At 48.4% G+C, this 13,048-nt stretch carries 10 protein-coding genes; 9 read left to right on the top strand and 1 reads right to left on the bottom strand.

The window, feature by feature from the left end; all coding sequences use genetic code 11:
- Nucleotides 1-41 precede the first annotated feature (41 nt).
- Nucleotides 42-914: a carboxylating nicotinate-nucleotide diphosphorylase gene (nadC, locus tag VBY75_RS08070; protein ID WP_222236448.1), complete on the bottom strand. Its 873-nt coding sequence runs from the start codon at nucleotides 912-914 to the stop codon at nucleotides 42-44.
- A gap of 67 nt (nucleotides 915-981) precedes the next feature.
- Here nadC and ampD point away from each other — a divergent pair, with 67 nt between their 5' ends.
- The 9 genes from ampD to VBY75_RS08115 all read left to right on the top strand — a co-directional run bounded on the left by ampD (nucleotide 982) and on the right by VBY75_RS08115 (nucleotide 13,048).
- Nucleotides 982-1,530: a 1,6-anhydro-N-acetylmuramyl-L-alanine amidase AmpD gene (gene ampD, locus VBY75_RS08075; protein WP_222236451.1), complete on the top strand. Its 549-nt coding sequence runs from the start codon at nucleotides 982-984 to the stop codon at nucleotides 1,528-1,530.
- 10 nt (nucleotides 1,531-1,540) lie between these two features.
- Nucleotides 1,541-2,365: a beta-lactamase regulator AmpE gene (gene ampE / locus VBY75_RS08080; RefSeq protein WP_416511917.1), complete on the top strand. Its 825-nt coding sequence runs from the start codon at nucleotides 1,541-1,543 to the stop codon at nucleotides 2,363-2,365.
- A gap of 85 nt (nucleotides 2,366-2,450) precedes the next feature.
- Complete coding sequence (pdhR, locus tag VBY75_RS08085) at nucleotides 2,451-3,197, top strand: pyruvate dehydrogenase complex transcriptional repressor PdhR (protein ID WP_222236454.1); 747 nt, start codon at nucleotides 2,451-2,453, stop codon at nucleotides 3,195-3,197.
- Between the two features lie 25 nt (nucleotides 3,198-3,222).
- On the top strand, nucleotides 3,223-5,895 hold the full coding sequence (gene aceE / locus VBY75_RS08090; protein WP_222236455.1) for a pyruvate dehydrogenase (acetyl-transferring), homodimeric type: 2,673 nt from the start codon (nucleotides 3,223-3,225) through the stop codon (nucleotides 5,893-5,895).
- 12 nt (nucleotides 5,896-5,907) lie between these two features.
- Complete coding sequence (aceF, locus tag VBY75_RS08095) at nucleotides 5,908-7,671, top strand: dihydrolipoyllysine-residue acetyltransferase (RefSeq protein WP_416511920.1); 1,764 nt, start codon at nucleotides 5,908-5,910, stop codon at nucleotides 7,669-7,671.
- Nucleotides 7,672-7,782: 111 nt separating this feature from the next.
- Entirely contained in the window at nucleotides 7,783-9,210 is a 1,428-nt protein-coding gene (gene lpdA, locus VBY75_RS08100; RefSeq protein ID WP_054489921.1) for a dihydrolipoyl dehydrogenase, read from the top strand.
- 135 nt (nucleotides 9,211-9,345) lie between these two features.
- A complete protein-coding gene (locus tag VBY75_RS08105; protein ID WP_416511922.1) occupies nucleotides 9,346-11,415 on the top strand; it encodes a M13 family metallopeptidase in 2,070 nt (689 codons plus the stop codon).
- A 9-nt stretch (nucleotides 11,416-11,424) separates the two neighbouring features.
- Nucleotides 11,425-11,769, top strand: a complete 345-nt coding sequence (locus VBY75_RS08110; RefSeq protein ID WP_278358258.1) for a hypothetical protein — start codon at nucleotides 11,425-11,427, stop codon at nucleotides 11,767-11,769.
- A 43-nt stretch (nucleotides 11,770-11,812) separates the two neighbouring features.
- Nucleotides 11,813-13,048, top strand: coding sequence for an efflux RND transporter periplasmic adaptor subunit (locus VBY75_RS08115; RefSeq protein ID WP_278358257.1), 1,236 nt, complete (start codon nucleotides 11,813-11,815; stop codon nucleotides 13,046-13,048).

The raw sequence follows: 13,048 nt of genomic DNA on the forward strand, positions 1-13,048 counted from the left end.
GGCTTACCCTGGCCAATTAGTAAATTCTATTTCTCTGTAAGTTATTCACTATCTTGGGAAATTCTCATTGATAAATCAATGGCTTGAATGTTTTTAGTCAAAGCGCCGGAAGAAATGAAATCCACACCGGTAGCCGCTAATTCTTGCAAACGCTCATCGGTGACATTACCGGAAACTTCTAATTTAGCCTGGTGTGACGAGTTGTTTTTGTTCTGCTGCACGGCCTGCTCGATATCAGCGATACTGAAGTTATCCAGCATAATGATGTCGGCTTCTGCGGCTAACGCCTGCGAGAATTCATCCAGGTTTTCAACTTCAACTTCCACCGTTTTACCCGGATTCAGTTGTTTTGCTGCTTTAACGGCCTGAGCTATGCCACCACAGGCAAAAATGTGATTCTCTTTAATCAGGTAGGCGTCAAACAAACCGATACGATGGTTCACGCCGCCGCCGCAACGCACCGCGTATTTCTGTGCTAATCGCATACCCGGCAAGGTCTTACGCGTATCCAGCAGCTGCGTTTTGTAGTCATTCAGAAGTTGACTGTACTGGTATGTGGTGGTGGCGGTTGCAGACAAGGTCTGCAAAAAATTAAGTGCAGTGCGCTCTCCGGTCAGCAAAATGCGACTTGGTCCTTTCAGACGACACAGCTCCGTATTCGCTGCCACCTTATCACCGTCTTTCACCAGCCATTCAATTTCCACTTTTTGCCCAAGCTGGCGGAATACTTGATCGACCCAGCCACACCCACAAACCACCGCTTCTTCCCGGGTGATAATGCTGGCACGGGACTGACTCTGCTCAAGAATCAATTGCGCAGTAATATCATAACTGGCGTCTTCGCCGGATAAATCTTCCTTCAGTGCGGCGCTTACGCCGTCCTGAATGGCAAGTTGCAGCTCGGGCTGACTCATAGATGGCTTTACCTTTTAGCAGACAATACGGATACTAGGGGGCAAACTTTACCGTTTTGTTGAGCCTGTGAAAAGCGACCCGATAAAAAATCATAAAATAACAACGGCAGTTCAATACCCGTCGCCGCACTGCGATGAGCGTCCACAGACAGACGAGATCAGTCTGTTGGTTATTCATTGCATCAGCCTGCCCGAGGGGGAATACGGTACGCCATACGTGCGTCAATTGTTTATGGGTGAGCTGGAAACCGACGCACACCCGGACTTTTCTATACTGCAGGGACTTCGAGTGTCCGCGCATTGTGTTATCCGCCGCGACGGCACGCTGGAACAATACGTTCCTTTTGATAAGCGTGCGTGGCATGCTGGCCAGTCAAGGTATTGCGGGCGTCGGCGGTGCAACGATTTCAGTATAGGTATTGAACTCGAAGGAACCGATCACACCGCCTATACTGAACAACAGTATCAACAATTAATCCAGGTAACCGAGGCGCTTATCGCCACATACCCAAAATTAAACCGTCGTCGTATTGTCGGTCATCAGGATATCGCTCCGGGCCGCAAGACCGACCCGGGCAGTGAATTTGACTGGCAAACCTATTTAAATGCCCTATAAGGAGTCATGAATGGTCCTCATTGCGTTGCTGATAGCACTAAGCGTTGAGCGTTTGTACCACAGCCCTGCATTCTTGCACTGGGCTTTCTATATGGAACGTTGGCAACGTTGGAGCTCAGCCCGTCTGCAGGATGAAAAATGGGAGAGCGAGCCCTTACAGTTTGTGCGTTTGTTGATACCGGCAGTGGCTGTTGGCCTGTTGGTGGTGCTACTGGACAATCTGATGGTGACTTTTATTGTCAGTATTTTTGCGCTGCTGTTGGCTTTTAACTGTGAACCGGCCCGGCAAAACTACAAAGAATATTTAAAAGCAGCTAACAGAGGAGACGAGCCAAGTATTATTGAACATCAACAGGCTCTGACTGAATTTGCCGGGCGTCATCAGCCTCACCAAATTAGCGACTCTTTAATCTGGATCAATTACCGACAATATATTGCCGTGATGTTTTACTTCGTGTTGTTTGGCAGCTTTGGTGCCTTGGTTTATGCCACTCTGCGCTACGCTGAAACCCAGCAGCGCGAGGAAGAATCCGTTAGCCTCTGGCAGCAACTGTTGTGGTTTGCTGACTGGGTTCCGGTAAGGCTGGCAGCTTTTGGTTTATTGATAGTTGGTCACTTCTCACGGGCGCTTCCCGAGTGGTTGCAACAAAGCCTGAATCCACAGGCCGATCCGGATAAGCTTCTGTTTAATGTTGCCAGTAAAGCAGAAGACAACCCGCAACACCCGGATGACCGAACCGAACATGCTGCCTGCCAGTTGCGCCTGATGCGCCGACAACAGATATTCTGGGTTTGTGCTATTGCCGTGCTGACATTGACAGGCTGGGTCAGCTAGAGGTAGTACCAGCTGAGAAAAATTTGGGCTCAGCCGTTAAATGATTTAGAATAACCGCATCTTTTGGTCTGACCAATTTACCGTTATGCCAGATTTACCCATAAAACAGACGAAGCTTTCCGACACTATCGTGGCGCATCTGGAACAGATGATCGTCGATGGTCGGCTTAGTGCCGGGCAAAAACTGCCGGCAGAGCGGCAACTGGCTCAGCAATTTAATGTTTCACGCCCATCGCTGCGCGAAGCCATTCAAAAATTGGAAGCCAAAGGTGTGGTAGAACGTCGCCAGGGCGGCGGAACTTACGTTGTGAATAGCATCAATGAGCAACTAACAGAGCCACTGTTTGAGCTCTTGGCCAAGCACCCTGAGTCGCAGTTTGATTTGCTTGAGTTTCGTCATGCGCTGGAGGGCATATCCTCCTTTTATGCTGCGTTAAGAGGAACCGATGCCGATCTGGATCGTATTTCAGAGAGTATAAAAGGCTTAGGCCATAGCCAAAATAGCACTATCGATGAGCAGGTTAATGCCATCGTCGAGTTTTATCACCGTATTGCAGAAGCATCACACAATGTTATTTTGTTGCATGTCATTCAGGGCATGCAGGAATTATTGGCCGAGAATATTCGGCAGAACCTGGAAATATTAGCGGGTCGCGACGACCTGCTGGAAAAACTGAATCAACACCGGCAGCAACTGGTTAGCGCTATTGTTGCAGGTCAACCGGAGCAAGCGCGGGATGCGTGTCACCAACATTTGGCCTATATTGAACAGACATTGTTGGAATTAGGCAAAGAACAGTCACGTATTCAACGTTCGCTACGACGTTCCTGAATTGATAAAAAGGTAAGGAATAGCTATGAGTGAAGAATTAAACAAAGATGTCGATCAGCAGGAAACTCAGGAGTGGCTAGACGCTCTTGAAGGTGTGCTTGAGGCAGAAGGCCCGGAGCGCGCGCATTACCTGTTAGAACAACTGGTCGACAAAGCCCGTCGTAACGGTGCATATTTACCTTACAAGCCAACTACTGCGTATTTGAATACCATTCCGGCTAGTCAGGAACCAACCATGCCGGGCAACCAGACGCTGGAATCGCGGATTCGCTCAGCTATTCGCTGGAATGCTGCCATGATGGTGTTGCGTGCATCAAAAAAAGGCGAAGAGCTGGGCGGCCACCTTGCCAGTTTCGCTTCTTCTGCCATGTTGTACGATGTTGGTTTCAACCACTTCTTCCGCGCACCAAGTGAAGGTGACGGGGGAGACTTCCTGTTTATCCAGGGTCATGTGTCACCTGGTATTTACGGTCGCGCTTTCATTGAAGGACGCTTAACCGAAGAACAACTTAATAATTTCCGTCAGGAAGTGGATGGTAAAGGTCTACCTTCCTATCCGCATCCACATTTAATGCCTGACTTCTGGCAGTTCCCGACGGTTTCTATGGGCTTAGGTCCAATTCAGGCAATTTATTTAGCCCGCTTCCTGAAGTACCTGACTGACCGTGGTATTAAAGACTGCTCAAAACAGCGTGTTTATTGCTTCTTAGGCGACGGTGAAACCGATGAGCCGGAAAGCTTGGGTGCTATTGGTCTGGCCGCTCGTGAAGAACTCGACAACCTGACCTTTGTTATCAACTGTAACCTGCAGCGTTTAGACGGCCCGGTTCGTGGTAACGGCAAAATTATTCAGGAACTGGAAGGTAACTTCCACGGTGCTGGCTGGGAAGTGATTAAAGTTATCTGGGGCCGCTACTGGGATCCGCTGTTGTATCGTGATACCGAAGGTAAATTACAGCAGTTGATGGAAGAAACCGTTGACGGTGACTACCAGAACTTTAAAGCCAAAGGCGGTAAGTTCACGCGTGAGAACTTCTTTGGTAAGTACCCTGAAACTGAAGAAATGGTTGCCAACTTGTCAGACGAAGACATCTGGCGCTTAAACCGCGGTGGTCACGATCCGGTAAAAGTTTACTCGGCGTATCACAAAGCGGTGAACACCAAAGGTCGCCCACAGGTTATTTTAGCGAAAACCGTTAAAGGTTATGGCATGGGCGCTGCCGGTGAAGGTAAGAACATCGCGCACCAGGTTAAGAAGATGGATCTGGATGCGGTTAAGCATATGCGTGACCGTTTCAACATTCCGTTTAAAGACGACGAACTGGAAGACTTGCCGTACTACAAGTTTGAAGAAGACAGCGATGAAATGAAGTACCTGAACGAGCGTCGCGAAAAGCTTGGTGGCTATATGCCAGTACGAAACCCGGAAACGGATGTGGAACTGGAGTTGCCGGCATTGAAGGCGTTTGATGCGGTATTGAAAGGTTCAGGAGACCGGGAAATTTCATCGACTATGGCCTTTGTCCGTGTTTTAACAGCATTGTTGAAAGACAAGAAAATTGGCAAACGTATTGTGCCAATTATTCCGGACGAAGCCCGTACTTTTGGTATGGAAGGTCTGTTCCGTCAAGTGGGTATTTATTCTCACCATGGCCAGAAATACACACCACAAGATAAAGATCAGGTCGCCTATTATCGTGAAGACCAAAAAGGTCAGGTTATTCAGGAAGGCATTAACGAACTGGGTGCTATGGCGTCCTGGGTGGCAGCGGGTACCAGCTACTCGCTGAACAACGAACCCATGATTCCGTTCTACATTTATTACTCTATGTTCGGTTTCCAGCGTGTGGGCGATTTAGTCTGGGCAGCAGGCGACAGCCAGACACGTGGCTTCCTGGTCGGTGGTACTGCCGGTCGAACAACGCTCAATGGTGAAGGTCTGCAACACCAGGACGGACAGAGCCTGGTTCACTTCGGCACAGTGCCAAACTGCATTAGCTATGACCCGACTTATGGTTATGAAATTGCGGTTATTGTGCACGATGGCCTGAAGCGCATGTTTGGCGATCAGGAAAACGTTTTCTATTACCTCACCGTAATGAATGAAAACTATCATCAGCCAGAAATGCCGGAAGGCGTCGAAGAGGGCATCGTAAAAGGTATTTACGAGCTGGATAAAGTAAAAGCGAAGAAAAAAGCCAAAGGCGATGTGCAGTTGCTTGGTAGTGGTACTATTTTGCAGCAAGTGCGCGAAGCGGCGAAAATTCTGTCGGAAGACTACGACATTAACTCAACGGTTTACAGTGTGACCTCGTTCAACGAGCTGGCGCGTGACGGTCTGGATACCGACCGCTGGAACATGCTGCATCCGGAGAAGAAAGAAAAAGAAGCTTATATCACACAAGCCATGAAGAAAGCGAAAGGACCTGCTGTAGCAGCAACCGACTACATCAAGTTGTATGCTGATCAGGTTCGTGCCTGGGTTCCAACCTCTTACCGTGTACTGGGTACCGACGGTTTTGGACGCTCGGACAGCCGCGCTAACTTGCGTAAGCATTTTGAGATTAATCCGCAATACATTGTGGTTGCTGCGCTAAAAGAGTTAGCGGATCAAGGTGATATCGATAAGAAAGTGGTAGCGAAAGCTATCAAAGACTACGATATCGACACTGACAAACTCAACCCACGTTTGGCGTAAGGAGGTACTGAGATGGCCGATCAAATCGAACTCAAAGTCCCCGACGTGGGCGGAGAAGAAGTAGAAGTCATTGAAATTCTCGTCAGTAAAGGCGATACCGTTGAACAAGAAGACGGTATTGTGACGGTTGAGAGTGACAAAGCGTCAATGGATATTCCGGCATCTTCAGGCGGTAAAATTGTTGAGCTGAAGGTAAAAGTTGGCGATACCATCAGCGAAGGCGATGTACTGGCTATTGTTGAAGCTGCCGGCGACTCTGACTCTTCGGATGACGAAGAAGAGAAAGAAGACGAAAAGTCAGAGGAAAAAGAAGACAAGTCTGACGATAAAGACGAAGAAAAAGCGTCTGAGTCGAAAGATGAGGACAAAGAAGAGAAGAAAGAATCTTCTGAGCCGAAGAAGTCCTCAGGCGAGAGTAAAGTCATTGATGTGGAAGTCCCGGACATTGGTGATGAAGAAGACGTCGAAATTATTGAGATTTTGGTCTCTAAAGGCGACTCAGTCTCTGCCGAAGACGGCTTAATTACACTGGAAACCGACAAAGCCACTATGGATGTGCCTTGCCCGGAAGACGGTGAAATTGAAGAAATGCTGGTCAATGTCGGCGATAAAGTGTCGCAGGGTTCTGTCATTGCGAAACTGAAAGTATCCGGTGGCGCTGACGATTCCGAAGCAGAAGAAGACGATTCTGCGAAGGAAGAGAAGTCAGAGTCTGGCAAGGAGTCGGATAAGAAATCTGATGACAAAGATCAGGACAAAGGAAAAGACAGCGGCAGCAGTGCTAAGCCAAGTAGCGAACGCCAGCCGCCGGTACCTGATCACCCAAGTCAGCGTAGCGACCGAAAAGAAGGTATTTTGCATGCGTCGCCTGCGGTACGCCGTGTTGCGCGTGAGTTTGGTGTCGACTTGTCACAAGTCAAAGGCAGCGGACCTAAAGACCGTATACTGAAAGAAGACGTACAGGATTTCGTTAAATACGAACTCTCTCGTCCGAAAGCCGTTGCGGGCGCAACTGGTCAGGGCGGTGGTGGACTGCAGGTGATTGATCCACCTAAGGTCGACTTCAGCAAGTTTGGTGAAGTGGAAGAGGTTCAACTGTCACGCATTCAGCGTAAGTCAGGACCTAACCTGCACCGCAACTGGGTGACCATACCGCACGTTACGCAATTCGACGAAGCGGATATCACCGAGCTGGAAAACTTCCGTAAATCAGAAAACGAAGTGGCTAAGAAAAAAGACCTTGGCTTCAAGATCACGCCATTGGTGTTTATTCTTAAGGCTTGTGCCAAAGCACTGCGCGAGTTCCCGACCTTCAACTCCTCGTTGTCGGAATCAGGCGAATCCTTGTACATGAAAAAGTATGTGCACATTGGTATTGCTGTAGATACACCAAATGGTCTGGTTGTTCCGGTTATTCGCGATGTTGACCAAAAAGGCATTTACGAGCTGTCAGAAGAGCTGGTCGAAATTAGCACGAAAGCACGTGACGGTAAGTTGAAAGCTACTGATATGCAGGGTGGCTGTTTCTCAATTTCCAGTCTTGGCGGTATTGGTGGTACAGCCTTTACACCAATAGTAAACGCACCGGATGTTGCCATATTGGGTGTTTCTCGTAACGAGATGAAGCCAAAATGGAACGGTAAAGAGTTTGAGCCGCGTCTGACATTGCCTCTGTCGTTGTCTTATGACCATAGGGTGATAGACGGTGCAGAAGCAGCTCGCTTTACGGCTTACTTAAGCGGTGTACTGGGAGATATCCGCAAATTGGTGCTTTAAGCACCAATTTGGACGGGAAATACGAATTAATTCGCGCTACAATAGCGCCACATTTAGCGTTGACTGACCGCGGCCGGTGGCTCAACTGGTCGTGACAAAAAAGGGGTTAACATGAGCGACAAAATTACAACACAGGTAGTAGTGTTAGGTTCGGGCCCAGGTGGATATTCAGCAGCTTTCCGCGCAGCTGATTTGGGTCTGGATGTTGTTTTGATTGAGCGTTACAGCACCTTAGGCGGTGTTTGCCTTAATGTTGGCTGTATCCCGTCAAAAGCACTGCTGCACATGACCAAGCACATTGAAGAAGCACAACACCTGGCTGCAGAAGGCATTGAGTTTGGTGAGCCGAAGATTGACCTGGACAAGCTGCGTAAGCACAAAGAAAAAGTGGTTGGTCAGTTAACCGGCGGCCTTGGTCAGATGTCGAAAATGCGTAAGGTAAAAATCGTCAACGGTTACGGTAAATTTACCGGTAGCAACACCATTAAAGTTGAAGGCGACGACGGCGAAACCGAAGTTAAATTTGATAACGCCATTATAGCGGCAGGTTCTCAGGCCATTAAATTGCCGTTCATTCCACACGACGACGACCGCGTATGGGACTCAACTGACGCACTGGAATTGAAAGAAATTCCGAAGAAAATGCTGTTGTTAGGTGGCGGTATTATCGCTCTGGAAATGGGTCAGGTTTACGCGTCATTAGGCTCTAAAGTTGATGTGGTTGAAATGACTGATCAGCTGGTGCCACCAGCAGACGCTGACATTATTAAGAGCTTCAACAAGCAAATTAAAGGTCGCTTTGAAAACGTGATGTTAAGCACCAAAGCAACCAACGTTGAGGCGAAAAAGGACGGAGTTTACGTCACCTTTGAAGGTGATAAAGCGCCAAAAGATCCGGTGAAATACGACGCGGTTCTGGTTGCTGTAGGTCGCGCGCCAAACGGTAATAAAATTGATGCGGACAAAGCAGGCGTTAAGGTTGACGACCGTGGCTTCATCAATGTTGACAGCCAAATGCGTACTAACGTTGATCACATCTTCGCTATCGGCGATATCGTTGGTCAGCCAATGCTGGCGCATAAAGCGGTACACGAATCGCATGTTGCAGCCGAAGTTATTGCCGGTAAGAAGCACTTCTTCGAACCTAAAGTCATTCCTTCTATCATGTACACCAACCCGGAAGTTGCATGGGCCGGCGTTACTGAAAAAGAAGCGAAAGATCAGGGTATTGAGTACGATGCAGTAACCTTCCCATGGTCAGCTTCAGGCCGTGCTATTGCGTCAAACGCGCAGCAAGGCATGACTAAGCTTATTTTTGATAAGAACAACCGGATTATTGGTGGTGCTATGTGTGGTACCAACGCCGGTGAGCTGCTTGGCGAAATTTGCCTGGCTATTGAAATGGGCTGTGACGCAGAAGACATCGCTCTGACCGTTCATGCACACCCAACCTTACATGAGTCAGTCGGCTTAGCTGCAGAACTTCATGAAGGTTCCATTACCGATATGCCGAATCCTAAGGCGAAAAAGAAGAAGTAACATTTTGTTACGATAAATCATCGGTAAAACGGCTGCATTCATCGCGAATGTGGCCGTTTTTTTTGCGCTGAATTTAACAATGCGCTAGTTTAGAGTGGTTAAAATAATGAACACTCAAAGAAAGGGTAACAATCGATGAAAAAATTGACCGCTGTAGCGCTAGGCGTTTCTATGGCATTAACGCTGGGTGCATGTTCACCACAGCAGGAAGAGTCTAAGCAACAAACCCAGCAGGCTGAAAAAGCAAAACAAGAACTGAGCTCTGGTGTTGTCTTAGAAAACTTTGATCACAGCGTAAAGCCAGAGAACGATCTGTATCAGTACGTTAATGGCACCTGGATTGATAAAACAGAAATTCCATCTGATCGTTCATCTGTCGGATCATTCTTCGATTTACGCCAGCAAAACCAGAAACGTTTACGCGATATCATTGAAAAAGCCGCAGCGGAAAACCCGGAGCCGGGCACTAATGAGCGTAAGATTGGTGACTTTTTCAATGCGTTCATGGACGTGGAAACCTTGAATGAACTGGGCGCTAAGCCTATTCAGAATGACTTAGCGGCCATTCAGGCGTTGGAAAACCACGATTCTGTTTCTGAGCATATGGCACGCATGTTCCGTGGTGGTGTATCAATTCCATTTGGTTTTTATGTCTACCCAGACGCGAAAGATCCACAAACTAACGCTATGTATGTTTCTCAGTCAGGTTTAGGCCTGCCTGACCGTGACTACTACCTAAAAGACGACGAGAAGTTTGAAGAATTCCGTAACGCTTACGTCGAATACGCAGAAGACATTTTGAGCATGGTTGGCGTGGAAAACGCCGGCGAAGCGGCACAGCGTATCCTGGATTTAGAAACTCAGCTGGCTGAAGTTCAGTGGAGTCGTGTAGAAAGCCGTAATGCGGACAAAACTTATAATAAAAAATCCGCAGATGAAGTGTCCGACATGCTGGCAAACTTCAACTTTAAGCGCTTCATTGAGACGTCTGATTTATCGCACGTTGAAAACATGATCATCCGTCAGCCCTCGTACTTTGAAGACTTTGGGCAGCTGTTTAGTGAAGTCGACGTACAGGCGTGGAGAGACTACTTAAGTTTCCGTCTGGTTAACGAGTATGCCTCTGCACTTAGCGAAGACATCAGTAAGCGTCGCTTTGACTTCTACGGTACTACTTTACGTGGAACACCAGAGCAAGAGCCGCGTTGGAAACGTGCAGTAGATGCAACCAACAGTGTGTTAGGTGAAGTTTTAGGCCAGGTGTACGTTAAAGAATACTTCCCGCCAGAAGCGAAAGAAAAAATGGAAGGTTTGATTGAGAATCTTCGCGACGCTTATGGTCAGTCAATACGTAACCTGGAGTGGATGACTGAAGAGACCAAAGAAAAAGCCTTAGAAAAGCTGGAAAAATTTGATCCTAAAGTTGGTTACCCAAGCGAATGGCGCGACTACAGTAAGTTGGAAATTTCTGCCACAGACTTAGTTGCAAACTATAAAGCCTATGCTGAATTCAACTATCAGGAAGAAATTGCCAAGATTGGCGGTCCTGTTGACGAAGAAGACTGGGGTATGACACCACAGACGGTTAATGCTTATTACAGTCCTGTGCGTAACGAAATCGTATTCCCGGCCGGTATTTTGCAGCCTCCATTCTTTGATATGGACGCAGAAATGGCGGTGAACTACGGTGGTATTGGTGCGGTAATCGGCCATGAAATGGGCCACGGCTTTGATGACCAGGGTTCTAAATACGATGGTGACGGTAACCTGCAAAGCTGGTGGACCGACGCAGACCGTCAAGCCTTTGATGAGCGCGGCCAAAAACTGTCTGACCAGTTCAGTGAGTATGAGCCAATTGAAGGTCTTAATATCAATGGTGATCTGACTCTGGGTGAGAACATTGGTGACCTGGCCGGCCTGACCATTGCGTACGAAGCCTACAAAATGTCATTAGAAGGTGAAGAAGCACCGGTTCTTGACGGCTTTACCGGCGAACAGCGTGTGTTCATCGGCTGGGCACAGGTATGGCGTGGTAAATACCGTGAAGACGCCGTTCGTGAGCAGGTCATGAGCGACCCGCATTCACCAGCAGAGTATCGTGTGAACGGCACCGTAGTTAACGTTCCGGCGTTCTACGAAGCCTTTGATGTTGAAGAAGGTGATGAGTTGTACGTCGCACCTGAAAACCGCGTTATTATCTGGTAAGATGCGTATATGAAGAAACTTTGGGCAGTTATAGCAATTACAATGACACTTTTGGTGGGGTCCATGACCTCACCAATGGTGCATGCTATGCCTGCCCAAATGTCTGACTCTACTATGCAATCAGAACAAATGAGTGAGAGTCACGACTGTTGCGAGGAAGAAGCAACCCCCTGCAGTGATATGGAAGACAGTTTTTGCCAGCAGTGCGAACAACATTGCGCTGGTCAACTGGGACTGATGAATCCATTCAAACAACTTTCGCCAGCAGCCTCCACTCACGCTGCCGAGCCTATCTATTCAAACCTCCCGGTTATTACTGAAACGCTGATACGTCCGCCGAAACACGCAGTTTAAGCTCAGTTTTTACGTCTTAAACCGTTGTTTTCGAGGAAATACCATGCGTTATTGGATAGCTATATTAATCCTGATCCCATTTTTAACTTTGGCTCAGGAACACAATCATTCAGAAGATCAAAACCCGTTCGGGCAGAGCACCGAATATGTGTGCCCTATGCACAGCCAGGTGGTTCGTGACGAGCCGGGAACCTGCCCAATTTGCGGTATGGACTTGGTCAAGAAAGAACCTGAACAGGACCATTCTGAGCATGAAGCTGAAAAAAGCTTCACCGTCCCAGAGTCCAGTCAGCAGGCCATTCGGGTAACCACGGCCAGGGCCCAGCGCAAAGACTTGCAGCCTCAGTTAATGGCGCAGGCTCAGGTACGCTGGCAGGAATCTGCACAACGGCATATCCACAGCCGCGCGGAAGGCTGGGTAGAGGAATTACATGCTGACGTTGAAGGTCAGTGGGTAGAAAAGGGCGATAAACTCTACAGTCTGTATGCACCCGACCTGGTCGTGGCACAGGACGACTATCTGCAACTGCTTGATTCACTCTCGGATATCCGCAACGGTGACAACCAGCAAAGCTTTAAACGCCGCGGGCAGCAACGTTTGCGTTTGCTGGGTATGAGCGAAGCGCAGATTAAAGCGCTTGAGCAAGGTGGCGAAACCGAATATGTGGTCGATTACTACGCACCTGAGTCGGGCTATATTACCAGTCTGGATATTCAGGAAGGCATGTATGTGTCTCCCGGGCTTAAATTACTGACGCTGACGCAGGACAATCAGCTGTGGTTCTTTGCCGATGTTCCGGCGCGTTACAGTAAACAGTTAAAAACCGGGCAAATGGCTCATATTTCTTCTGAGCACTTCCCTGGCGCCCACTGGATGAACACCATTGACTACATTTATCCGCAAGTTGATCCGGTAACCCAGACCATCAAAGTCCGTATTCCGGTTAATGACTCCATTGATCGGCTGCGTGAAGGACTCTGGGCGACGGCTCATATTGAACTGGAGCCAGTAAGAGATGCTGTGGTTGTGCCGGTTGCCAGCTTAATTGTCACCGGCGCCAATAACCGCGTGGTGGTAAAATCCGGAGCGCGCGAATTTGAAGTGCGCGAAGTCACGACCGGACTGCGTGTTGGTAATGAAATTGCCATTGAAGAAGGCCTGCAGGAAGGTGAGTTAGTGGTCACTTCGGGTCAGTTCCTTCTGGACTCAGAGGCCAGCTTGCAAGGTCTGGGTCTGGATAGCAGCGATGATGCCCCTGCGCCACAACATAACCACTAG

Origin of the sequence: Idiomarina sp. HB (genome assembly GCF_048059115.1) — a bacterium.
GTDB lineage: Bacteria > Pseudomonadota > Gammaproteobacteria > Enterobacterales > Alteromonadaceae > Idiomarina > Idiomarina abyssalis.

Coding starts and splice junctions, on each gene's coding strand:
- aceF (WP_416511920.1), top strand. CDS start 5,908: ATGGCCGATCAAATCGAACTCAAAGTCCCCGACGTGGGCGGAGAAGAA.
- ampE (WP_416511917.1), top strand. CDS start 1,541: ATGGTCCTCATTGCGTTGCTGATAGCACTAAGCGTTGAGCGTTTGTAC.
- VBY75_RS08110 (WP_278358258.1), top strand. CDS start 11,425: ATGAAGAAACTTTGGGCAGTTATAGCAATTACAATGACACTTTTGGTG.
- VBY75_RS08115 (WP_278358257.1), top strand. CDS start 11,813: ATGCGTTATTGGATAGCTATATTAATCCTGATCCCATTTTTAACTTTG.
- VBY75_RS08105 (WP_416511922.1), top strand. CDS start 9,346: ATGAAAAAATTGACCGCTGTAGCGCTAGGCGTTTCTATGGCATTAACG.
- pdhR (WP_222236454.1), top strand. CDS start 2,451: ATGCCAGATTTACCCATAAAACAGACGAAGCTTTCCGACACTATCGTG.
- nadC (WP_222236448.1), bottom strand. CDS start 914: ATGAGTCAGCCCGAGCTGCAACTTGCCATTCAGGACGGCGTAAGCGCC.
- aceE (WP_222236455.1), top strand. CDS start 3,223: ATGAGTGAAGAATTAAACAAAGATGTCGATCAGCAGGAAACTCAGGAG.
- lpdA (WP_054489921.1), top strand. CDS start 7,783: ATGAGCGACAAAATTACAACACAGGTAGTAGTGTTAGGTTCGGGCCCA.